Source organism: Fluviispira vulneris (assembly GCF_014281055.1).
Lineage (GTDB): Bacteria > Bdellovibrionota_B > Oligoflexia > Silvanigrellales > Silvanigrellaceae > Silvanigrella > Silvanigrella vulneris.
In genome coordinates this window covers 223813-246697 of record NZ_JACRSE010000004.1, presented here as the reverse complement: position 1 = coordinate 246697, position 22885 = coordinate 223813, and the positions used below count along the sequence as shown (strand labels likewise).

Annotated in this window: 20 protein-coding genes, 2 tRNA genes and 1 pseudogene; 11 read left to right on the top strand and 12 right to left on the bottom strand. The window is 34.9% G+C overall.

Annotation, left to right across the window (positions count from 1 at the left end; translation table 11 throughout):
- Positions 1–31: 31 nt before the first annotated feature.
- Positions 32–1618, top strand: coding sequence for an HD domain-containing protein (locus H7355_RS10375; RefSeq protein WP_186647214.1), 1587 nt, complete (start codon positions 32–34; stop codon positions 1616–1618).
- Here the strand turns inward: H7355_RS10375 and H7355_RS10370 are convergent.
- Both H7355_RS10370 and fba read right to left on the bottom strand, forming a co-directional pair.
- Positions 1602–2192, bottom strand: coding sequence for an NUDIX hydrolase (locus tag H7355_RS10370; RefSeq protein WP_186647212.1), 591 nt, complete (start codon positions 2190–2192; stop codon positions 1602–1604). The two genes, H7355_RS10375 and H7355_RS10370, sit on opposite strands and share 17 nt — an antisense overlap.
- The gene (gene fba / locus H7355_RS10365) at positions 2185–3222 is read right to left on the bottom strand and encodes a class II fructose-bisphosphate aldolase (RefSeq protein ID WP_186647210.1); all 1038 of its coding nucleotides are present in this window, start codon (positions 3220–3222) and stop codon (positions 2185–2187) included. The genes H7355_RS10370 and fba overlap by 8 nt, the downstream gene beginning before the upstream one ends.
- Before the next feature lie 234 nt (positions 3223–3456).
- Between fba and H7355_RS10360 the strand changes: the two genes are divergently transcribed.
- Positions 3457–5364: a fumarate reductase/succinate dehydrogenase flavoprotein subunit gene (locus H7355_RS10360; RefSeq protein WP_186647208.1), complete on the top strand. Its 1908-nt coding sequence runs from the start codon at positions 3457–3459 to the stop codon at positions 5362–5364.
- Positions 5365–5436: 72 nt separating this feature from the next.
- Complete coding sequence (locus tag H7355_RS10355) at positions 5437–6144, top strand: SIMPL domain-containing protein (RefSeq protein WP_186647206.1); 708 nt, start codon at positions 5437–5439, stop codon at positions 6142–6144.
- A gap of 83 nt (positions 6145–6227) precedes the next feature.
- Here H7355_RS10355 and H7355_RS10350 read toward each other — a convergent pair whose 3' ends face one another.
- The 3 genes from H7355_RS10350 to groES form a co-directional block, all read right to left on the bottom strand.
- Positions 6228–7529, bottom strand: coding sequence for an NCS2 family permease (locus H7355_RS10350; RefSeq protein ID WP_186647204.1), 1302 nt, complete (start codon positions 7527–7529; stop codon positions 6228–6230).
- A gap of 191 nt (positions 7530–7720) precedes the next feature.
- On the bottom strand, positions 7721–9397 hold the full coding sequence (gene groL, locus H7355_RS10345; protein ID WP_186647202.1) for a chaperonin GroEL: 1677 nt from the start codon (positions 9395–9397) through the stop codon (positions 7721–7723).
- 53 nt (positions 9398–9450) lie between these two features.
- Positions 9451–9747 carry a co-chaperone GroES gene (gene groES / locus H7355_RS10340; RefSeq protein ID WP_130610332.1) on the bottom strand — a complete coding sequence of 99 codons (297 nt, stop codon included), beginning with the start codon at positions 9745–9747 and terminating at the stop codon, positions 9451–9453.
- A gap of 174 nt (positions 9748–9921) precedes the next feature.
- Between groES and rfbA the strand changes: the two genes are divergently transcribed.
- Both rfbA and rfbB read left to right on the top strand, forming a co-directional pair.
- Positions 9922–10794, top strand: coding sequence for a glucose-1-phosphate thymidylyltransferase RfbA (rfbA, locus tag H7355_RS10335; RefSeq protein ID WP_186647200.1), 873 nt, complete (start codon positions 9922–9924; stop codon positions 10792–10794).
- Positions 10795–10834: 40 nt separating this feature from the next.
- A complete protein-coding gene (rfbB, locus tag H7355_RS10330; RefSeq protein ID WP_186647198.1) occupies positions 10835–11857 on the top strand; it encodes a dTDP-glucose 4,6-dehydratase in 1023 nt (340 codons plus the stop codon).
- On the opposite strand, the gene H7355_RS10325 is transcribed toward rfbB, so the two are convergent.
- Both H7355_RS10325 and H7355_RS10320 read right to left on the bottom strand, forming a co-directional pair.
- A complete protein-coding gene (locus H7355_RS10325) occupies positions 11828–12544 on the bottom strand; it encodes a ubiquinone/menaquinone biosynthesis methyltransferase (RefSeq protein WP_186647196.1) in 717 nt (238 codons plus the stop codon). The two genes, rfbB and H7355_RS10325, sit on opposite strands and share 30 nt — an antisense overlap.
- Before the next feature lie 14 nt (positions 12545–12558).
- Positions 12559–12635 (bottom strand) — tRNA-Val (locus tag H7355_RS10320).
- Between the two features lie 155 nt (positions 12636–12790).
- Between H7355_RS10320 and H7355_RS10315 the strand changes: the two genes are divergently transcribed.
- Positions 12791–13279, top strand: coding sequence for a glutathione peroxidase (locus H7355_RS10315; protein WP_186647194.1), 489 nt, complete (start codon positions 12791–12793; stop codon positions 13277–13279).
- Positions 13280–13294: 15 nt separating this feature from the next.
- Here the strand turns inward: H7355_RS10315 and H7355_RS10310 are convergent.
- A tRNA-Ile gene (locus H7355_RS10310) sits at positions 13295–13371 on the bottom strand.
- Positions 13372–13496: 125 nt separating this feature from the next.
- Here H7355_RS10310 and dapA point away from each other — a divergent pair.
- Positions 13497–14438, top strand: a complete 942-nt coding sequence (gene dapA, locus H7355_RS10305) for a 4-hydroxy-tetrahydrodipicolinate synthase (RefSeq protein ID WP_186647192.1) — start codon at positions 13497–13499, stop codon at positions 14436–14438.
- A 13-nt stretch (positions 14439–14451) separates the two neighbouring features.
- The gene (locus H7355_RS10300) at positions 14452–15369 is read left to right on the top strand and encodes a nucleoside monophosphate kinase (protein WP_186647190.1); all 918 of its coding nucleotides are present in this window, start codon (positions 14452–14454) and stop codon (positions 15367–15369) included.
- A gap of 20 nt (positions 15370–15389) precedes the next feature.
- Here the strand turns inward: H7355_RS10300 and H7355_RS10295 are convergent, their stop codons facing one another.
- Positions 15390–16610: a hypothetical protein gene (locus tag H7355_RS10295; RefSeq protein WP_186647188.1), complete on the bottom strand. Its 1221-nt coding sequence runs from the start codon at positions 16608–16610 to the stop codon at positions 15390–15392.
- Between the two features lie 666 nt (positions 16611–17276).
- On the opposite strand from H7355_RS10295, the gene H7355_RS10290 reads away from it, so the two are divergent.
- Entirely contained in the window at positions 17277–18560 is a 1284-nt protein-coding gene (locus H7355_RS10290; RefSeq protein WP_186647186.1) for a serine hydrolase domain-containing protein, read from the top strand.
- Positions 18561–19511: 951 nt separating this feature from the next.
- Here the strand turns inward: H7355_RS10290 and H7355_RS10285 are convergent.
- On the bottom strand, positions 19512–19805 hold the full coding sequence (locus tag H7355_RS10285) for a Tn3 family transposase (RefSeq protein ID WP_186647555.1): 294 nt from the start codon (positions 19803–19805) through the stop codon (positions 19512–19514).
- A gap of 150 nt (positions 19806–19955) precedes the next feature.
- A pseudogene (locus H7355_RS16210) lies at positions 19956–20138 on the bottom strand (Tn3 family transposase); the annotation flags it as partial.
- A gap of 251 nt (positions 20139–20389) precedes the next feature.
- Here H7355_RS16210 and H7355_RS10275 point away from each other — a divergent pair.
- Entirely contained in the window at positions 20390–20725 is a 336-nt protein-coding gene (locus H7355_RS10275; RefSeq protein WP_186647184.1) for a hypothetical protein, read from the top strand.
- Positions 20726–21176: 451 nt separating this feature from the next.
- Positions 21177–21764, top strand: a complete 588-nt coding sequence (locus tag H7355_RS10270) for a substrate-binding periplasmic protein (RefSeq protein ID WP_186647182.1) — start codon at positions 21177–21179, stop codon at positions 21762–21764.
- 8 nt (positions 21765–21772) lie between these two features.
- On the opposite strand, the gene H7355_RS10265 is transcribed toward H7355_RS10270, so the two are convergent.
- Positions 21773–22861, bottom strand: coding sequence for a S1 family peptidase (locus H7355_RS10265; protein WP_186647181.1), 1089 nt, complete (start codon positions 22859–22861; stop codon positions 21773–21775).
- Positions 22862–22885 lie beyond the last annotated feature (24 nt).

The window sequence follows — 22885 nt, the reverse complement described above, 5'->3', positions numbered from 1 at the left end:
ACAAATTTAATCTGGTTATAAAGGCTTAAAAATGCATTGGTCTGTCTTCACCCTTATCGGTGCTCTTATTGGGTTAATCGGCGGGGTGGTTCTCGCTAAATTATTTGCTATTCGCTCACTGACAAGCCTTGGTGAAATACCTATAAAAGAGAATATGGATGCAATTTTAAAAAGTGCTGAAGCGCAACGCAATATGATTCTCGAAGAAGCTCTTTTAGCAACCCGCGAGCAATACCAAGTTGAGGCTAGCCGCCTTGAAAGTGAACATGAGCTTGTCATTGGTATGCAAGAAAACTTTGAACAAGAATTGAACGAAAAGCAATCTGAAGTCGATAAATTAGCTAACGAAATCGAAAAAAAAGAAGAACTCAACAATCAAAAAAAACTTGAGTTAGATAAAGTAAAAGAAGATCTCGATGCAAAAGGGCATTTGAATCTTGAATTACAAAAAAATCTTTTAAATCAACTCGAACATAAGGTTGGGCGTAATAAATCCGAACTTTTTCATGATATGCGCCATGATCTCATAAATAGTGAAAAACTCGGTATCACACGCTGGTTAATTGACAACAATGAAGCTTTAAAAGCGGATGCACAAAAGTTTGCTCGTAACTCCTTGAACTCTGTTTATTTGCGGTATCAACCCAACTTTATTTGGCCGAAATCATCATTTATTGTGCAGGTAAACTCTAAAGATCTCTTGCAGAAATACTTTCATGAAGAGTCACCAATTATATCTTCTCTCATTACAAATACGGATTCCTCCATTAGTGTTTTAACGATAAACGAAGAGCTTCCTTCAATGCTCAAAATTTCAGGCGGATCAGGTGTCGACAAAGAAGTTATACGCCTGACTCTTGAAGAAATGCTTGCTAAAGATATCTTTAATGAAGAGAGAATTAGACCTATTTTCGATAAACATAAAAGAACAATCGATAGACATATATCTAAAATTGGTGAAGATGCGATTAAACATCTAGGAATCACACCTAATATTCATCCTGAAATATTAAAGTTAATTGGTTCATTGAATTACAGAACAAGTCATAGACAAAATCAATATTATCATTCTATCGAAGTGGCTCGCTTAGCCGGCATGATTGCAGAAGAAGTTGGAGTGAATCCTATTATTGCTAAAAGAGCCGGAATTTTGCATGATATTGGTAAAGCTCTCGACTATAAAATCGAAGGGAGTCATGCGGTTATCAGTGGTGATTATGCTACGCGTTATGGAGAGTCCGAAGAAGTTGTTGACACTGTGCTTGCTCATCATGATGATAAAATCGTAGAAACACCCTATGCTTATATTTTAAAAGCTGCAGATGCTATGTCCGGGGCTAGACCCGGCGCACGGGTCGATATGGAAGAAGGCTATCACAGACGCATTGATGGAATTTCAGGTGTAGTCAACAGTTTCCAAGAGCAAGGTGTTACAGGCTCTGCCATTATGCATGCCGGACGTGAAGTGCATGTTTTCGTCGATAATAACAAAGTAAAACAAAAAGATATCTCTGGACTTGCTGAGGGGATTGCTAAGAAATTAGAATCTGAAGTCGAGTTTCCAGGGCAAATTCGAGTCACAGTCATTCGCCGCACTGAAATCACTGAGGTTGCTTAAATTTTGCATTTAAATATGGCTCAGCTAATAGAAGAGCAAATGCAGATAGAACATTGGTAATTTGTCCTGTGCGTGCCATTAGCAAAGCCTCTTGAAAATCCACAAGATGCAATTTTATCTTTTCAAAAGGATCGCTGTGCTCAGATGGAACTGCGAGAGGCATAACATCAAAAGCAATAAAATAAGTCACTCTGTTGCTTTGTATAGCTGCATTCGGTGAATAACCTGGAAGTGAAAGAAGCCGTTGTGAAGTGAGTCCGGTTTCTTCTTCAAGTTCTCTTAGAGCCGCAATGGTAACATCTTTTTCATTTCTTTCAACTGCTCCACCTGGCACTTCTATTGTGAAGGTATTTGTGCCAAAGCGATGCTGTTCTACCAATACAACTTGCCCTGCTGCAGTCACAGGGACAACATTCACCCAATTCGCACAATCCAAGGTATAAACTTTAAGCGAATGAGCTTTGTCAGTCGTTTGTGCTAAACTTTCTTTGACGCGAAGAATGCTGCATTGAAATACAGGTTTTTCTTCGCTCAAAAGAAAGGGTTCAAGTGGGGTGTTGTCGTTGTTAGACATAACGTTTCGCCATTGAGTCAAGTGGAATCGCTTTTATTTTAGATGCTTGTCCTGCTTGCCCAAATTCTACCATGCGTTGAGCAACTACCTTTCTCATAGCGTCACGGGCAGGAACTAACAGTTTTCTCAAGTCAAATTCAGATGGATTTGTGGAAAGAACTTTGCGAATAGCTGCTGTCATTGCTAAACGATTGTCTGTGTCCACATTGATTTTACGAACACCATTGCGAATACCTTCTTGAATTTCTTCTACTGGCACTCCCCAAGTTTCTTTCATTTCTCCACCATATTTACGAAACTCAGCTTGCAAATCCTGTGGCACTGAACTTGATCCATGCATCACTAAGTGGGTGTTTGGGAGACGTTTGTGGATTTCACGAATGCGATCGATAGCAAGGGTTTTGCCATCAGGTTTTTTGGTGAATTTGTATGCTCCGTGGCTTGTACCAATTGCAATGGCAAGAGCATCAACTTTTGTTAATTCAACAAATTGAGCAGCTTCGTTTGGATCAGTTAAAAGTTGATCTTTTGAAAGTGTTCCTTCAAAGCCATGACCATCTTCTTTTTCACCTTTACCCGTTTCAAGGGAACCGAGACAACCAAGTTCACCCTCAACTGAAATGCCCATCGCGTGTGCAATGCGTACAACATCTGCTGTGATTTTAACATTGTAATCAAAATCTGCAGGAGTTTTAGCATCTTCTTTTAAGCTTCCATCCATCATAACGCTTGTGAAACCATTGCGAATTGCGGACAAGCATGTTTGCATGCTGTTGCCATGATCTTGGTGCATGACCACTGGAATTTCTGGATAAAGTTCAACGGCTCCTAGAATAAGGTGACGAAGAAAGATATCATTCGTATAGTTACGAGCGCCACGGCTCGCTTGCAAAATTACAGGGCTATTCGTCTCTTTTGCAGCTTCCATAATTGCTTGAACTTGTTCAAGATTGTTAACATTAAAGGCAGCCACTCCATAACTGTTTTCTGCTGCGTGATCGAGAAGTTGACGTAAAGAAATAAGAGCCATGAGAAATCTCCTTATGAGTTATTACAAGCACAATTTTCTCATACATCAACTTATCTCTGCATGCAAAACCTTGCAAAGATTTACAGCGGTCTAAATGGTTTAAATGATTTTATTTAACCTTAATAAGGATAAAACAAAACAAATTCATGTTTGTGTGCTAATTATAATTGTGCAATTAATATATTGTCATTCTATGATTTATTAGATAATGCATGTGTAAAGGATTTACGAATTATGCTAAAAAATAACATCCCTAATGGAAATATTGAAGACAAATGGAAAGATCATGTTTTTGCCAGTCGCTTAGTAAACCCAGCGAATCGCAAAAAATTTTCAGTCATAGTTGTTGGCAGTGGGCTTGCTGGGGCATCGGCGGCATCCTCACTCGCAGAAGCTGGCTATCATGTTTCGCTTTTTTGTTTACAAGATTCTCCGCGCAGAGCGCATTCTATTGCTGCTCAAGGTGGTATAAATGCTGCGAAAAATTATAAAAATGATGGTGATTCGATTTATCGTTTTTTCTATGACACTGTAAAAGGTGGTGATTATCGTGCAAGAGAAGCGGGTGTTTATCGGCTTGCTGAACTTTCTTTAAAAGTTATCGATCACTGTGTCGGAATTGGCGTGCCTTTTGCTCGAGAATACGGTGGATATTTAGACAACAGATCCTTTGGTGGCACACAGGTGGAAAGAACTTTTTATGCCAAAGGGCAAACGGGTCAGCAACTTTTATTAGGTGCGTATCAAAGCGCTATGCGACAAGTCAGTGAAAAAAATATTGTTTTGCATACGCGGAAAGAAATGCTTGACTTGGTTTTAGTTGAAGGAAAAGCACGTGGAATTATTGTAAGAGATCTTCTTACAGGAGAAATAGAAAGTCATAGTGCAGATGCCGTTATTTTGGCGACAGGTGGCTATGCGAATATGTTTTATTTATCGACAAATGCAAAGCCATCCAACGGAACAGCTATATGGCGCGCCTACAAAAAAGGAGCTGCCTTTGCCAATCCCTGTTTTACCCAAATCCACCCTACCTGCATTCCTATTTCAGGAGAACATCAATCTAAGCTCACATTAATGTCTGAGTCTTTAAGGAATGACGGGCGTATCTGGGTACCAAAAAATTTAAATGATAAAAGAAATCCTGCAGATATTTTAGAAAATGAGAGAGATTATTTTCTGGAACGCTGTTATCCGAGTTTCGGTAATTTAGTGCCGCGCGATGTAGCAGCGCGTTCCATAAAAAGAATTTGCGACGATGGTTTTGGGGTAGGGGCTTCTGGACTTGCTGTTTATTTGGATTTTAAAGACAAAATTCAAAAAAATGGGAAAGATATTTTAGAAGAAAAATATGGTAATTTATTTCAAATGTATGAAAAGATTGTTGGCGACAATCCATTTTCGAATCCTATGAAAATTTATCCGGCTGTGCATTATACAATGGGCGGTCTTTGGGTTGATTATGATCTTATGTCAACAATTCCTGGTCTATTTGTTCTCGGAGAAGCGAATTTTAGTGAACATGGTGCCAATCGACTTGGAGCAAATGCTTTATTACAAGGTTTAGTCGATGGTTATTTTATTATTCCTGTTACCTTGGGCAATTATCTTGCGCAAACGAATTTAAAACCGATTAAAAATAATCTTGCTGAATTTCAAGATGCACAAAATAATGTAAAAAATAATACGAATAAATTAATTAATATAAAAGGTTCAAAACTTGCCGATGAAATTCATGAAAAACTTGGAAAAGTTATGTGGAATTCCTGTGCAATGGCACGCAGTCAAGAAAAACTTGAACATGCCCTCAGTGAAATTAAGAAAATTAAGGACGAATTTTGGAATGATTTAAAGCTCCCTCAGTCCACAGACACTATGAATCAAGAACTTGAAAAAGCAGCAAGGGTTGGTGATTATATCGAACTTGCTGAGTTGATGTGCCTAGATGCACTTGCACGAAAGGAATCCTGTGGAAGTCATTTTCGTGAAGAATATCAGACAGAAAATGGTGAACCGAAAAGAAATGATAAGGACTTTGCGCATATTGCTGCTTGGATATATAAAGGGAATGCACGGCCTGAAAGATTTATTGAAGATTTATCTTTTGAACACTGTAAGCCCAGCCAACGAGATTATCGTTGAAGATTTTTAATGACTTGCGTAATTAATACGCGTGTCTTTTTATAAAAAAATATCTATATTAAAGGTAATTAAATGCGCTCCAATGTTTTTCCATCAATCATTTTAAGTTTAGGAATTGTTACAGCTAGTTTTTTATTAGGAAAATCTTTTGAAAATTTTCAAAATTTTGGTAGATATGTCGATGTCAAAGGCCTTGATGAGAAAATTGTAAAATCCAATATCGCAACATGGAATTTAAGTTTTACTTCTGCAAATAATGACCTAAAAAAAATCTATTCTGATATTTCTTCTTCACAACAAAAAATAATTCTCTTTTTAAAGAAACAAGGTTTTGAAGATAAGGAAATCGAAATTCAATCAATCTCTATAACAGATAGCAAAGCTCAGTCTTATTCCAATGAAAATGCGAATGCACCACGTTATTCTGCAAACTCCCATATTACTTTAACGACCAATAAAGTGGATCTTGCAAGTCATGCAACTCAAAAAACGGGTGAGTTGGTTGAGTCTGGAGTAGTATTAAATAATAGTTATATGCGTTATGCATATACAGATTTAAATTCTATTAAGCCCGAAATGTTAACGCGTGCGACTGCAAATGCCCGAGAAGCAGCCAATAGCTTTGCCCAGAATTCAAACAGTTCTGTCGGGAAAATTCGCAAAGCAAATCAAGGAGTTTTTTCTATCACGGCTGCAAATTCCAATGATCAATATGGAGATGAAGGTAGTATTCTGAAGAAAGTAAGAGTAGTAACGTCAGTTGAATTTTTTATAAATTGAGAGTTTCGTATGGTTTAAAATATTTGAAAATAAATGTTTTAAATATTGATTAAGTACTTATTTGTTATCGGATGAATTAAAAATTATTTCATTATAAATTCTAAAAACGTGCTGTGTTCAGTTACGAGAGCTAAAAAGCAGATTAAAGCTAAAACCCACAGCACTGGACTGATCACTTTTATTTTTCCAACACATATTTTTAATATAACGTAACTGACTATTCCCCAGAGAACTCCTTGGGTGATTGAAAATGTCAGAGGCATAAGAATTATTGTAAGAAATATTGGAATAATGTCATCGAGGGTATTGGCTTTTATATGCTTTAAGGTTTTACACATTAAAATTCCAACAAATATTAAGATAGGTGCTGTTGCGAAAACAGGGATTGCCGTCACAATTGGGGCAATAAATAAACAAGGTAAAAAGCAAAATGCAGCTACGATTGCTGTTAATCCAGTTCTGCCCCCTGCTTGAATTCCTGTCGAACTTTCTATGAAAACAGTTGCAGGTGATGTGCCAAATAAGCTTGAAAATAATGAAGCAATTGAATCAACCATAAGTGTTTCTTTTAATTGCAAAGGGTTACCTTTTTTATCTGTAAAACCTGCACTGTTAGCAAGACCGATGAGCGAAGACATGGAGTCAAATAAGTTTGTTAAAAGTACGGATAATATGACAGGAATAAAACTCCATTTGAGTGAACCAATTAAATCGAGTTTAAAAAAATGTGATTGAAAATCTGGAGTTGAAAAGTATGTCTCAGGTAATTTTGTTAAACCACATAGAAGAGCGATGATTGTAACTAAAAAAATAGAAAATAAAAATGCGTATGATTTATTCTTATTAAATAAAATAAATATTATGAGAAATCCTATTAAACCAAGAGTTATCGGTAGGTTAATATCGCCAAGTGAAATGTATGTTGCAGAATTTGGGACAATCAATCCTAAATTTTTCATTCCAATGAATGCAAGAAAAAGACCGATACCGCAAGACATTGCATGCTTCATATTGTTAGGAAGTGCTTCAACAATCTTTTGCCGAATGGGTAATACTGAAATTAAAATAAAGATAAAACTTGACCAAAAAATAATCCCAAGGGCAGTCGGCCAAGGGATTTTCTCACCAATAATAAGTGAATAGGCGATAAAAACATTTAGGCCCATGCCTGGTGCCAGAGCATAAGGTAAGCGAATATAAATACCTGCTAAAAGACTCATCAAGAAAGAGATAAGAACTGTTGCAGTCAAAGTACCAGAGACTGTGAGTCCTGTCCCAGGAGAGGCCATAACTTGTGGATTAACAATTACTATATAAGACATAGTGAAAAACGTTGTTAAACCTGCTATAATTTCTTGTGAATAGTTTACTTTCAAAGCATTCATGCAAAGCTCCCTTATTTGTAACAAAAGAAAACTCGTATCAAAATAAAAAACAGAATCTTGAACTAACATTGCAATTACAAATTGTATAGCTGCATAGAAAAGAAAGAAAAAAGCGGTGCACTTAACCTGTTACTGTAAAGTGCACCGCTTTTGATCGACTGATTTTGTCGTATAGGAAGGATCGTGATTGATTACATATCGTAATCCATACCACCCATGCCTCCCATACCACCCATGCCGCCCATGCCGCCCATGCCGCCCATGCCAGGTGCAGCTGCGGATTCTTTCTTAGGTTTTTCAGAAATCATAGCATTGGTTGTTAGTAACAAACTTGAAACGGAAGATGCATTTTGCAATGCACAACGTGTTACTTTAACTGGGTCGATTACACCAGATTTTATAAGATCTTCATAGTTGTCGGTAAGAGCATTGAAGCCATAGGCAGGATTGTCATTTGCTAAGATTTTATTAACAACAACACTTGCTTCGTGACCACCATTCGAAGCAATGATGCGTACAGGTTCTTCAAGGGCACGACGAACGAGTTCGATACCAGCTTGTTGTTCTGAATTGTCGCCTTTGAAGTTAATGAGATCGCGGGAAGCGCGTAAGAGGGCGACACCACCACCAGCAATGATGCCTTCAGCAACAGCTGCTCTTGTTGCGTTGAGAGCATCTTCAATGCGATCTTTCTTTTCTTTGAGCTCAATTTCAGTTGCTGCACCTAAGTGAATTACAGCAACACCGCCTGCGAGTTTTGCAAGACGCTCTTGGAGTTTTTCACGATCGTATTCAGAAGTTGTTTTTTCAATTTGTCCACGAATTTCTGCAATGCGTGCTTTGATATTTGCTTCGAGACCTTTTCCGCCAGTGATAACAGTATTGTCCTTATCAACTACAACTTTTTCTGCTTCACCGAGATCTTCAAGCAAGGTTGTTTCCAACTGCATACCAACTTCTTCAGACACAACTGTTCCTTTAGTAAGAACAGCAAGGTCATCGAGCATAGCTTTCCGGCGATCGCCGAAACCAGGAGCCTTCACTGCACACACTTTGATTGTGCCAGAAAGTTTATTGAGAACGAGGGTTGCGAGTGCTTCACCTTCAACGTCTTCTGCAATGATAAGAAGAGGACGGCCACTGCGAGCTATGTTTTCTAGCAAAGGAACCATATCCTTCATAACAGAAATTTTCTTATCAAAAAGGAGGATGTATGGGTTTTCGAGCACAACTTCGAGGCGTTCTTGATCGGTAACCATGTAAGGTGAGAGGTATCCGCGGTCAAATTGCATCCCTTCAACAACATTTACATATGTGTCGAGTCCCTTAGCTTCTTCAACAGTGATAACTCCATCTTTACCAACTTTTTCAATTGCTTCTGCAATCATTGCACCAATAGCAGAGTCATTGTTCGAAGAAATAGTAGCAACTTGAGCAATTTCGTTATTGCCACTGACAGGACGTGCCACTTTATGAAGGTTCGCAACAACAACTTCAACTGCTTTGTCGATGCCGCGCTTCAATTCTACAGGGGAATGTCCTGCTGCAAGCATTTTGAAGCCTTCACGATAAATTGCTTGTGCTAATACAGTCGCAGTCGTTGTGCCGTCGCCAGAATCATCATTGGTTTTAGAAGCGACTTCTTTAACCATCTGTGCGCCCATATTTTCGAATTTATCTTCAAGTTCGATTTCTTTCGCAACAGTAACGCCATCTTTAGTGATTAGAGGTGCACCATAGCTTTTTTCAATCAAAACATTGCGACCTTTGGGTCCGAGGGTGACTTTAACCGCATTTGCCAAAGTATTTACTCCAGCAAGCATCTTTTTTTGTGCGTTTTCATTAAAAGATATCATTTTAACAGCCATTTTGTATTCCTTTGAGTTAAATTTATAATAATTAATTTAATTTATGCATTTATTTAAGCTTCAATGACCGCAAGAATTTCTTCTTCTTTAATGAGAAGATAATCTTGTCCGTCAATCTTAACTTCGTTGCCACTCCACTTACCGAAAAGAACTTTGTCACCAGATTTAACAGCTGGTGCCTGACGGGTGCCGTCTTCGAGGATTTTACCATTGCCAACTGCAATAACTTTTCCTTCTACTGGCTTTTCTTTTGCGTTATCAGGAATAAGAATTCCTCCGGCAGTTTTTTGTTCTGCTTCGAGGCGTTTGAGAAGCACACGATCATTAAGAGGACGAATGGATTTGCTCATAAATGACTCCTTATAAAAGGTTTGAAAATTGCTCGTCAGGAGCATTAGCAATAGGCTAAGCATCAATGATGCTATGTCAAGTGTTGATTTAGAGTTGTATCATTTGCTTAAAAGAATTATGTGACCAGAGTCCAAAAGTATTTAGAATCAGTAAATAATTATGATGGAGTTCGAATGAAAGGTATAATTTTAGCAGGAGGAACGGGCAGTCGCTTGTATCCTGCAACAAGTAGCTTAAGTAAGCAGCTTATGCCCATTTATGATAAACCGATGATCTATTATCCGCTCTCCACTCTAATGCTTGCGGATATTAAGGACATTTTAATTATATCTACGCCACGTGATTTACCTGCATTTAAAAATCTACTGGGAGATGGAAAGCAATGGGGAATTTCTATATCTTATGCTGAGCAGCCCAGTCCAGATGGTCTTGCTCAAGCATTTATTATAGGTGAAGAATTTATTGGAGATGATAACGTTTGTCTTATTTTAGGTGATAATATTTTTCATGGAAATGGTTTAGGTAGTATATTAAATGAAGTGAAAAATAACTTAAATGGTGCGACCGTTTTTGGCTATTCCGTAAATGATCCTGAAAGATATGGTGTTGTCGAATATGATGAAAATTATAAAGTCATATCCATTGAAGAGAAACCAAAAGTTCCAAAATCGAATTGTGCAGTCACTGGATTGTATTTTTTTGACAAAAGAGTTTCATCTTATGCAAAACAACTGAAGCCTTCTGCGCGGGCTGAGCTTGAAATTACTGATCTTATGAATGCATATTTAGCAAATAATGAACTAAAGCTTGAAATTCTCCATAGGGGATTTGCATGGTTAGATACAGGAACGCATCGTTCATTATTAGAGGCGTCGCTTTATGTGTCAGTTCTTGAAGAACGACAAGGTTTAAAAGTTTCCTGTCCAGAAGAAATTGCTTGGAGAAAAGGATTTATTTCAACTGAGGACTTTGAAAAACAAGCAATGACTTTAGTAAAAAGTGGTTATGGGAAATATTTATTAAAACTTATTGGTATTAATGTATAGAAAGAAATTCAAAAATATATTTTAGATTTTGGAGAGATTCATGTTTAAACCGAATTCGATTCTCGTGACAGGATCGGCTGGATTTATTGGCTGTAACTTTGTTAAATATTTATTATCTCAAAATAAAGATATTAATATTGTAAGTCTCGATAAATTAACTTATGCGGGATCAATTCAAAATCTTGAATCTTTGCCAAATCCGCATCGTCATAAATTCATTCAAGGTGATATTTGCGACAATATTTTAATCGATAAAATATTGAGAGAGTATAATATCGATACAATTGTCCATTTTGCAGCAGAAAGTCATGTGGATCGTTCGATTGAAAATCCTGGTGAATTTATTCAAACAAATATTTTTGGCACATTTAATTTGTTAGAAAATGCTCGCCGGTTTTGGCTTCAGGAAAAAAATTGGAATAGTAATAAATGTCGTTTTCATCATATATCTACTGATGAAGTTTATGGAACTCTCAATGAAAATGATCCTTCGTTTTCAGAGAAAACAGCATATGCTCCAAACTCTCCTTATTCTGCAAGTAAAGCAAGTTCCGATCATTTTGTCCGTGCTTATTTTCATACATATGGTTTGCCTGTGACAACTTCGAATTGTTCAAATAATTATGGTCCGTATCAACACTCAGAAAAGCTTATTCCTACCGTAATTCGTTCTTGTCTTGAAAATAAACCGATTCCAATTTATGGTAACGGAACAAATATTCGCGATTGGCTTTTTGTTGAAGATCATTGTTCAGCAATTGAGTCCATCTTATTTAATGGAACTATAGGTGAAGTTTATAATATTGGTGGCAAAAGTGAAGAAAGTAACATTAGTTTAGTTAAGAAAATTTGTCAGATTTTAGATAAATTAAGACCTGTTGGAAAAAGTTATAGTGAATTGATATCTTTTGTGACTGATCGTCCTGGTCATGATTGGCGTTATTCAATTGATAATTCAAAAATTCAGAATCAATTAAAATGGACTCCGAGCTATAATTTAGATACTGGGTTGGAAAAAACAATTCAATTTTATTTAACAAGTGGCTTTTTGAGCAGAGTATAAATAAACAATACTTGCACCGAGTGTTTCATAATTCGCATTGATAAAACCTGCATCGTAGAGCTCTGCTACGAATTGTTTTCCACTAGGAAATACGTCAACAGAAGCTTTATAAAATTGATATGCAGGTTTGTATTTTGATATTTTCTCACCTATAAAAGGTAAAATTTTTGAATAACTATTATAAAGGCTGCGAATAAACTTAAATTCAGGGCGGCCGCTTTCAAGAATAATAACTGATCCGCCGGGCTTAAGAACTCTTTTAATTTCTCTTAAAGCGCCTGAGTAAGGGCGCATATTTCGGATTCCCCAACAAACTGTGACTGTATGAAAAGTATTGTCTAAAAAAGGTAATGATAGACCATCGGCAAGTAGCAATTTTATATTTTTTTGGAAGAGGTGTGCTTTGGATTTAAATTTTTCTCTCGCAATATTTAGCATCCCTTCGGAGGCATCGATGCCAGTGACATGGATATCAGATCGATCTGAAAATAATCCTAAGATCACGTCGCCTGTACCTGTGGCAACATCGAGTATTTGTGAGTCTTTTGGTGAAAGTTTCAAGGCTTTTTTGCAGAGGCTTCTACGCCAGAGACGGTGTAAACCTAAAGTCATCGCATCGTTTGCGAGATCGTAAGCTGGTGCGATTGTATTGAACCCATCAACAATATTGTAGTTTTTTGAATTCATAGAACCACCAAAGATGGTGCAATCGAGAAGACTCGAACTTCTGACCCCCACGATGTCAACGTGGTGCTCTAACCAACTGAGCTACGACTGCATTGAGATTTCGTTTACCGAAGCAGACTAGCATTGTCAATAGAAAGAGTCTAGTTTTCATGAAATAGCTTAAACCGAGCTAGACACGATCTGTTCCCATGCTAATATCTCAAACTGTTATCAATCGATTTAAGAAAATGCTCAAGGAGTGAACAAATGTCAGAACAAACTATTTATGATTTTGAAGTAAAAACAATAGATGGTGGTTTAAAAAAGCTTGCTGAGTACAAGGGGCAAGTTATGCTTATTGTAAACACCGCAAGTAAATGTGGGTTTACCCCTCAATACAAAGGGCTCGAGGATTTGCACCGGATGTATTCAGTCAAGGGTCTAAAAATATTGGGTTTTCCATGCAATCAGTTTGGCAAGCAAGAGCCTGGAGATGAGAATGAAATTAAAAATTTCTGCAGCTTAAATTATGAAGTTACTTTTCCAATGTTTGCAAAAATTGATGTCAATGGTGACAATGCACATCCGGTGTTTAAGTATTTACAAAAGAATTGCAAAGGGATTTTTGGCACAGAATTTATTAAATGGAACTTTACAAAATTTCTTGTGGGTAAAAATGGGGATATAATAAAACGCTTTGCGCCATCAGATAAACCAGAAGATATGATTCGGGATATTGAAGAAGTCTTGAAATAAATGCTGGAATAAAAGTGGTGGGCCGGGAGGGACTCGAACCCCCAGATCGTCTCGTTATGAGCGAGCTGCCGTAACCATTTAGCTACCGGCCCAAATGGTAAACACTGGTTAACAAATCCAGACGACAAGGTCAACTCCCCAGTGAAAATCTTGCTAAGATTCTTTAAGAGGAATAATCTACGAATGGTCGTCTAAATTTTCGTGTAAGGAGAAACCCTTGAGCCACCTACCCTTTTCAGGAGTCATTACTGCTCTTATCACACCTTTTAATCGTGAAGGTGAATTGGATTTACCCACTTTTAATAAATTTTTGCAATATCAGAAAAAATCAGGAATCAATGGTGTTGTAGTACTAGGAACGACCGGTGAAAATGTGTCTTTAAGTGAGGAAGAATCGACTGCACTTGTCTTGAATGCGCTTGAACATCAGAGCGAGGATTTTCATATTTATGTTGGAACTGGGACCAATTCAACAAAATCGACCATTGAAAAAAGTATAAAATATTCAGTTTTGCAATCTCCTACAGGACAAAAAGCAAAAGGAATTATGGTTGTCACTCCTTATTACAACCGACCGAATCAGAGTGGTTTAGTTAAACATTTTGGAGAAGTAGCACAAGCTATCCCAAATACCCCTCTGTGTATTTACAATGTTCCAAGTCGGACTGGGGTAAACCTTTTACCCAATTCACTCGTGCAAATAGCTTTAGAAAATAAAAATATTGTTGCAATTAAAGAGGCTGCAGGAAACGTAAATGCAATAGCTGATATGCGAATTGCCTTAAATAAAATTGCTAAACAAAATATCACAATTCTCTCAGGGGATGATGCCACATTTGTTCCTGCATTATTATGTGGTGCAGAAGGAGTAATTTCTGTCACATCGAATATTATCCCTAAGGCTATGCTAGAAATTTTAGAAAAATTTAAAAAAGGTGATTTAATTGGACTGCAAAAACTTCATTTATCGACCTTCTGCATTAATAGTGGAATATTTTCTGTGCCAAATCCCATTGGTGCAAAATGGATTTTATCGCATTTAGGAATTTGTGAAGCAAATTTGCGAGCTCCGCTATATCCTGCTAGTGATAGCGAGGCAAACATGCTCAAGGACATTCTTCTTCAGCTTGAAAAAAATAATATAAAAATACTTACTTAATACAGGACTCAATATGACCCTCAATCGAGTTGCTTACGAACTGGAATCCAAGATAAAAGTTGAAAGAGTTTCACTCAGAGGCCCTGGTGTTCTGATTTTAACTGGACCTTCAAGTTGTGGAAAAGGGGAAGTTGCAGCAGCTTTATCAAAAGTCATGTCCATTCCACCTGAAGCTCATTTATCAATGGGTGAAATTTTGCGTACGACGTTTCAGCGTGCCAAAAATGAAAAAAGTTATGCAAAACTTCTGGCAGATAATTATAAAATTTCATCTGAATCCAATATTTTTGATTGTGTCGACACAACAGATGATCTGACTAAAAAGGTTTTAAATTATATCCCAGAGATGGAAGCATTTTTTAAAAGAACCCAAATGGAAAAATTTACGAGTCAACTTGATTGGCTTGAGTTTTGTACAATGAATGGACTGCTTGTACCCAATCGCTGGACTCAGGATTTTATTTCAGCTCATATTGAGCATGCCCCTGAATTTCGCACCCATCCATTTATTCTTGATGGGTATCCAAGAACAGTTAAAGCTGCCCAGCATTTAATCGGATTTCTCAAGAAGTTTAATATTCCTGTCATTAAAGTCTTACATTTAAGTATAAGTAAACAAGAAATGCTTTCTCGAGCAACTAAGAGAGGTAGAGCCGATGATGATGAGCAATCTTTGCTCAGTCGGTATCAATTTTATATTGAGAATGTTCATCCCAGTGTAGATTATTTAAAAACCCAATTGGGATCTGATGCAATAGCTCTTGTTGATGCTCATCAGCCTGTTTATTTAAAGAATGGGGATCAAAAACATTTTGATTTAGAAAAATCGATTCTAAATGTTGTCGCCTCTTCGTTACGTTGTCTTGGTGTATCTAGAATGACAGTAAAGGATCTACTCGATCAATTGATTGAAATGCAAAAAAGAAAATAATAAAATCGCTTTAGTTACTTTTATCTTAAATTTACAAAGAAACCGGCAAGTAGTTCGTTAGGGGTATTTATAAATGGATTATTCCTTTCTCCATATAAAGTATTACTATTATAATAGGTATATTTAGCGAAAGTCCCAAAATATGTTCCTTCTAGCTCTGTTAATAAACTTCCTCCCCAATCAACATTATCTCCAGCACCAATAAGCAGTTGAGGCTTTATAATCAAGAATTTTAAATAATTTGAATTTAATTTTAAAGCTAAGCGAAATTGTGGCCCAAATTCATCGTAAGGTGTTCCATTATAAACTTTTTCATAAGATAAACCAAAACTTAAAGCTTCATTCACTCTATAATGAAGTATAGTTTCTATGGAAAGACCTCGCGAGTTTAAATATGTATAAAAGTCTGGTAGTGAAAATCCAAATATATCTATAGGTTTTATATTTTGCTCCCCGTTATAAAAATATTTTATGTTTCCCCATAAAAGCGAATAAAAAGTTCCACTTGCGAGTAGGCTAAAAGTATATGAGTCCATTATATTTTGTTTTGAAATATTTAATCCTAAAGTTTTATAAGTATTTAAAATAATCGTAGGATCTCCACTTGAGCTTGAAATATTAAAATAATCATAAGGCCCTTTTTTATTGTAATAATGATAAAATAAATCAGGCACGGATCCTCCTCTCTCATATATTCTATCAGATAGCCTTTCACTTAAAAGAGTTTCATTATTCATACCGCCAGCTGTTACTATGAGATCTTGGCTTGTGCTTAAAATAGAAAAATTTCCAGATGTCGAAGCTCCAACTGGTCCTGTTTTAGCTCTTTTAAAAACCATTTCGAAATAAGAGTTAGCGGTTACAGAATTATCTTCACCCACATTATATCGAGTAATATTGTAACCATAGCTTTGAAATCTTGTTGCATGGCCGAACTCATGAAATGGAGTATTTAAATATGTAGTATTAATATAGTTTACTAGATAGAGAGATAATATAAACGAAAATGATCTCCCAAAAATATTACTATCCAACGAAAGCTTTCTAAATCCCCAACTATAAGTATCAATGACTGACAGAGGAAAATAGACAATTCCTTCGTTAGAATTGTATTTTGTATCCCAATAACCATTTGTTAGGGTAAAACGATTGGTGGCTTCAGAATTTTCATCAGCAAAAATGCTTAAAGATATCGATAAAAGAAAAGTTATTAATAAAAATTTTGACTTTATTATACACATTTGTTTTGTCCTCAAATATATACTTATTTTAGAGTATCGGTTTAAAATTATTAAATTTTAATAAAAAAAATAAATTGATCTGACCTAGTTTACAAAAAAATACTTGTCCACTTGGTTTCCATTCTTGCCTTCATATGAAGGATATTTATCGATACTAAACTCTTTAAATATGCTTTTTCCTGAACTTATTATGAAACCAAACCAAATAAAAAAACTTCACTTTCACTTGGATTGAGCCAAAAGGAATTTGCAAATTGTTTAGCTGTTTCTCATGAATCAGTTGCAAAGTGCGAACTAAGTGGAAATCAACCTCAAGGTGTAGCTTTACGATTTATGGATATCCTTGCTAATCAAGTAGAAGATTTAATTAAAGAATTAACTTCAAGTTATGCTTGAAAATATAAATTTTCTTTACAGGTTAATAATAAGGTCGATTTTTAATTATCGTTGATTTTAATAAAAATTTCTCAAATTAATCTAATATTATATAAAATTAATAACCTATCTAGCCCCATTTGACAACGTTACTTACAGAGTACTAAAATATTTTATCTTTTATATCCAATTTGACTCTCTCAAAAAATTCATTTACATTTGTTTTTGAGTGAACTTTTTACATTTGTTTTTGAGTGAACTTTTTATATTTGTTTTTTAATAAGGTGATTTATGACTCTAAAATTAATAGCGTTATCTGTTATTACTACATTTTCTACTTATTCCTATGCTAAAAACTCTGTCATAGGACTTGATGCAAATGTATCTACAGCTGGCAAAACACGAACCCAACTAAATATTACTGATATTAATGCTTTATCTAAAGAAAATAATAGATTTTTGTTTAAAAACATATCAGAATTTTTTCCTACTAAAACCATTGATAAAGGAACAAAAGAAGAATTTATTTTTAAAAAGAATTTAAAAACTGAGGAGATAGACGAATTAGATTTTGAGTTTTTAAATTTAGAAACAAATAAAAAAGAAAAAAGTAAAATTAAAGACATGCTTTTTAATACCAGAACAGACTCTTTTATCGTTGTAAAAGATGGTGTTATTGTTTATGAAAATTATTTTGATGGCCAAAACGACAGAACGCGGCATATTATTATGTCGGTTAGTAAATCGTTAACAGGCTTGCTTGTTGCTTCATTAATAGATGAAGGCAAATTAAATCCAAACGCTAAGGTTTCAGAATATATTCCTGAATTAAAAAAATCAGGTTACGCCGATGCTACAGTTCAACAAATATTAGACATGCTAATACATATGAAGTATTCAGAAGAATATGCGAATCCAAATGCTGAAATTAATAACTATGGAGCAACGTTAGGTTCAGGAGAATACTCTCCTAATTATAAAGGCGAAAAAAGCATAAGAGGATTCCTTGCTACTTTACAAAAAGTAAACATTGGTAAAGAATTTCATTACGCAACACCTACCACTGACGTTATGTGTTGGCTCGCAGAAAAAGCAACAAACACACCTGTTGAAAAAATAATGGAACAACGCATTTGGTCTACAATGGGAATGACCAGAGACGCATTTGTAGTAAATGATGCTAAAGGAACAATATCTTGCGGTGGAGGATTTAATGTTACCGCATTGGATTTAGCAAAAATAGGCGTTATGCTTTCTAATAAAGGAGAGTTTAACGGTGCTCAAATATTGCCAAAATCGGTGATTGAAAAATTAATGGATGGTGGCGATAAAAACGCATATAAAAAACTAAATAGCACTTCTGTTTTTAAAAGCTATAAAAATCAATTCTGGATTGTAGGAAATAAAAATAAAGCCTTTAGCGCTTTAGGGATAAGTGGCCAATGGGTTTATGTTGATCCTACAGAGAAAGTTGTGATTATTAAACAATCAAGCTTGCCCCAAGCCGATAGTGAAGTTGTAGACGTATATACCAGTGCTGGATTTAATGCCATTATTGACAAATTAAAAAATTGATTAGGTAATAATTATTGAAAATTTAATTTACCCTCTTTAATAAAAAACACTTTATTATTAAACTCAGTATGTATTCTTTATATAAAAATGAGGTCATGCAGTTCATAATTTAACGTGCATGACCTTCAAATGTAATAGCGAAAAATAAATGTAGAGTTATATTAGTTTTAAGTCTTATACACTTTAAATTATACGCCGTCCTAAATGTTTTTGTACGAAATAGATTAACGTTTTTTTATAAAATTTTAACTTAATATAGAAGTATTTGATTTTTAATAGTAAAAAAAGAATGCTGCGTTTGAATAAATGTACGTATTTATTACCAAGATGAACCCCGTTATGGACAAATGACCATTTAATTAGGAATATGGTCAATAGCAGGAGAAAGGCCAGAATTTTTGAATCAATATATTTTCTTAAATGCATGGATTTATAGAGCAATAAAAACACAAGATGGCAACCATTTTGGACTTATTCTGCCAAAACTAGATTCATTAAATATGCAAATTTTTTTAGATCAATTTTCAACAATCTCTAAAAACGAACACGTTGTAATGGTACTTGACGGAGCAAAGGCTTATTCAAATATAAAATTATATTGTTACCTAATAATATAATTTTATATTTTTTACCATTATATTCAACGCAATTAAATCCAATAGAGAGATTATGGAGTTTCGTTAAAAGAAATTATTTAATTTTTTAAAGATACAAAGACATTGATGAATTTATGCAGTCAGGAGTAGATGCATGGAAAAAGTGATATCAAAAAATTGTGAAATCAATTGGTATTTCATTAATGCTTTTTTTGAGGATGCAAGAACATTTAGGACGGCGTATTAGAAAAATTCTTTCTAATATTTTTTACCCTAAACTGAAATCTATGGCTCAAGCCCACAATCAGTGTTATCTATTGCACTTATAAAGCCTTTATAATAATCATTTTTCATCTTATTTACGTATAGTTGCTTTCTTCAATAGCTCATCAGTAACAAATGGCTTTAAGTCTAAATCAATTATTTTTGTATCTACTTCTGAAAATTGGAATTCTCCGAAACGACGAACATGTCTAGTTCTGTAAGGACTCAATGAAGAAATTGTTTCTGCCAGTATTTTGATTCCTTCTTTTTCCATTTCGACTAGAGCTTCTATTATTGAATAAGCGTTATGAAATGTTAAAAGATCTGCTATAAGGTGATTGTATTTTATTATTTTTTGCTGTTCATCTCGTTTATTTTGCTTAATAAAATCTTGTGCAAAATGAAGTTATTTAGCGAATTTATTATATTACTAAAACTTGCTTGTCGCACCTTGGACAATATGACGAAGTTCATTATCTGAAACTTATTCTAGCAAAGTTATTGTTCGAATTATTCGACCAAGCAACTTAAAAGCTTAAAAAAGTTTACTCTTTTGATTTGTTGACCCAAGCCTACGTAATATTGTGAACGGTTTAATCACTCCAGCCATAATAGATTGAGCAACTTGTAGAATATCAGGAAGATTCTTTTGAATTATTTCCCAATTAATTTTGTCATTTGTTAAAAGATCTTCAATATGTTTATAGGAATATTCTTTACTAGATTTATATGCGAATTAAGAGTTGAGAAAATCATTAGCATGGAAGAATAAATAGCTCCGATTTGTTAGTTAATTGTTGCTAAAAAAAAGTAACAAAAGAGCTATCAATGGACTGGCAGTGCCTACTCATCACTGTTTATCTTACTACTTGCAATTTCTTTTCTCAACTTTCTTAAAAATAAGTCCAAATTCAAACCCCTTGTTTACCGATGAAGAAACCATCACAATTTACATTTTTGGAATCTTGAATGATAAAATCCATTTTTAACTTTACAAAAAAATACTTTCCCCCTTGGTTTCCATTCTTGCCATCATATGAAGGATATTTATCCAGACTAAACGCTTTAAATATGCTTTTTCCTGAACTCTCAAACTTTTTACTTAAAAACAATAAATTTAATCCCGATTTACAATCATCAATAAATATTACCTTCGTTGACTCTTTGCCAATTATGCTTACAAAAGCTTCTCATGCTTATAAATGCAAGATTGCCAGCGATATCTCTTCTGTCGGTTACTTCTCCTCAAAGGATACTTATAACTATGGATTAAAGCTCCATTTCATTGCAACATATAGAAATTAAAAACTTGCTGCACCCAAATTCGTAAAAATTACAAAAGCAAGTATACACGATTTAACTGCCATTAAACAGGATCTTTTAACTCAAAAAATACTAAAATTAAAGCTGATAAAGCTTATATAGATAAAAATACAAAACACAATTTAGAACTTATAGGGTCTGAAACCCTCACTCCGATTAAACTCTCAAATTCAAAAAAAGAACTCTCCCACGATGAAGAAGTATACTCAAAAATTGTTAGTTCCTTTCGACAGTCAATTGACATCCTTTTCAACAGGTTAATAAAATCGAGCGGAATTCAAATTGCATTAAAAGTACTATCTGCTAAGGGACTCATGATCCATGTTTTCGGACGATTTTCCGCATAAATACATATTTGTATTTTAATTTAACATTTTCAACTCTTAACTGGCATACTGGGTCAGATCATGTTGAATTGGCAAGGATTTTAAATATGGACAAAAAAAGTCCATATATTTTTAAACCAGAGTTTTATCCAAGAAAAAGAGTAGATTTTTTATTAGAAAAAAAAGAAGATAGATTGGTTATTGCATGGGTAAATCAGAAATTCTTTCCAAATGATTTTGTGAATAAATTTTATTGGACAAATAGTATTTTAGAAGATTTTCAGTTAGTAGTTTCAAATATAAATAAAATTGTAGAATACCACAATCTAGAATCGCTTTTTGGAAAGAAGTTTTCAGCTGTATATGGCACACGATACAAAAACTTAGAGCAATACATCAGTAAAGGAAAAATAATTCGAGTTGACTCTTATCGTTTTGATGAAGCACTAACTAAAGTTATCGGTAAGGAAAACTCTTTTCTTCAGTATTTAAAAAAGCAAAATAATATTTTATTTTCTAACAAAAATATTTATATTGCAAAAGAACCTTTTTCACCTCCATATGGAAGATATCTAATGGTATCTAAGAATAATAAAAAGCTTTTTCAATATTTAAACACAAAAATAGAAGAGCTTAATAATAATAAAGAATGGCAAAAAACTCTGAGAGAATATGGTCAAAACATTCATGAATAATGAGCTATTTATGGATATGTCGTAACACTCACGCCACTCGTACTTGTAATCCAGTTGACAAAATTCCCAACAGTTGTGTAGACCCCAAACCCATCGTTGCAATTCGCAAGAGTTGAGTAGTCATAAGTGAATGATGGATAGGAACCAGATGGTTTTGGTGTTAAAATATTATTGTTTCCTTGGGTTAAAGCTGCAAGTACATATTGAGTGCTTCCATTTGAAACATTTGTTCTAGCAATGTAAACGGGGCCACCGGAATCTCCTTCACAGGAGCCAAGTCCAGTATAGGGACCAATAACTGTTAAATAATTTTGAAAAGCATTGCTTGAGCTTCCAGAATTAAAGAGAGCGACTCGATCACTTAGGATCTGATCGTGGGTTCCCCTTAATGGTGTATTGACAAAAAATTTATGACCAGAAGAATTATTAAGTGTGTCATTAAGTTTACCAAAACCAGCCATCCATTTCGTTTCAGTCGTAGAAATATTTTGTGGGTTTGTAAGGATTGATACAGGTGAGTAGTTATATGTGCTCACATTCCCATTTATTTTTACCCAAGCAATATCGTTTAAGACACAACTGTAAATTGAATATTCTGCGCATGAAATATAGTTTGAATTTCTCTGCCAACACGAAATTGGAACAGTCGTTCCTAAATTTAAATCATTTGAGAAAATAACATTTCCAGGGGATGTTGAGTTAAAATCTGCATTGTCGAAACAATGAGCTGCTGTAAGGATTAAATTGCTTGCGACCACTGTCCCAGTGCACACGGAATTACCTATCGTTATTGCAACAGTATTTGTTTGGGCAGGAGCAAAGGAGTTATTTATCGTTGCATCGGTTCCACCCACAATTGAAAATGGATTATTTTGTTTGGGTGTCAATTGCCCCAGAGGAGTGCTGAAATTTAAAGTTGGTTGCGCTATATCTATTTTAAATTCAATAGCAGGGCTAGCTGACTTAGAGCTTGCAAGGCAACTCGCTGGCCCTGGATTGCTGGGTTTTATTTTGTTAGAAGAGCCATTTGATCCACATGAGTTAAGCATGAAGCTCATAATAAAAATTAAACTGAATAAAATATTTCTTATATTCATTGAATTCCTCTGAATAAAGAATCG

Bases quoted from the DNA above. Each gene is read 5' to 3' on its own strand.
- H7355_RS10375 (WP_186647214.1), top strand. From the start codon at position 32: ATGCATTGGTCTGTCTTCACCCTTATCGGTGCTCTTATTGGGTTAATC.
- H7355_RS10370 (WP_186647212.1), bottom strand. From the start codon at position 2,192: ATGTCTAACAACGACAACACCCCACTTGAACCCTTTCTTTTGAGCGAA.
- fba (WP_186647210.1), bottom strand. From the start codon at position 3,222: ATGGCTCTTATTTCTTTACGTCAACTTCTCGATCACGCAGCAGAAAAC.
- H7355_RS10360 (WP_186647208.1), top strand. From the start codon at position 3,457: ATGCTAAAAAATAACATCCCTAATGGAAATATTGAAGACAAATGGAAA.
- H7355_RS10355 (WP_186647206.1), top strand. From the start codon at position 5,437: ATGCGCTCCAATGTTTTTCCATCAATCATTTTAAGTTTAGGAATTGTT.
- H7355_RS10350 (WP_186647204.1), bottom strand. From the start codon at position 7,529: ATGAATGCTTTGAAAGTAAACTATTCACAAGAAATTATAGCAGGTTTA.
- groL (WP_186647202.1), bottom strand. From the start codon at position 9,397: ATGGCTGTTAAAATGATATCTTTTAATGAAAACGCACAAAAAAAGATG.
- groES (WP_130610332.1), bottom strand. From the start codon at position 9,747: ATGAGCAAATCCATTCGTCCTCTTAATGATCGTGTGCTTCTCAAACGC.
- rfbA (WP_186647200.1), top strand. From the start codon at position 9,922: ATGAAAGGTATAATTTTAGCAGGAGGAACGGGCAGTCGCTTGTATCCT.
- rfbB (WP_186647198.1), top strand. From the start codon at position 10,835: ATGTTTAAACCGAATTCGATTCTCGTGACAGGATCGGCTGGATTTATT.
- H7355_RS10325 (WP_186647196.1), bottom strand. From the start codon at position 12,544: ATGAATTCAAAAAACTACAATATTGTTGATGGGTTCAATACAATCGCA.
- H7355_RS10315 (WP_186647194.1), top strand. From the start codon at position 12,791: ATGTCAGAACAAACTATTTATGATTTTGAAGTAAAAACAATAGATGGT.
- H7355_RS10300 (WP_186647190.1), top strand. From the start codon at position 14,452: ATGACCCTCAATCGAGTTGCTTACGAACTGGAATCCAAGATAAAAGTT.
- H7355_RS10295 (WP_186647188.1), bottom strand. From the start codon at position 16,610: ATGTGTATAATAAAGTCAAAATTTTTATTAATAACTTTTCTTTTATCG.
- H7355_RS10290 (WP_186647186.1), top strand. From the start codon at position 17,277: ATGACTCTAAAATTAATAGCGTTATCTGTTATTACTACATTTTCTACT.
- H7355_RS10275 (WP_186647184.1), top strand. From the start codon at position 20,390: ATGATAAAATCCATTTTTAACTTTACAAAAAAATACTTTCCCCCTTGG.
- H7355_RS10270 (WP_186647182.1), top strand. From the start codon at position 21,177: ATGGACAAAAAAAGTCCATATATTTTTAAACCAGAGTTTTATCCAAGA.
- H7355_RS10265 (WP_186647181.1), bottom strand. From the start codon at position 22,861: ATGAATATAAGAAATATTTTATTCAGTTTAATTTTTATTATGAGCTTC.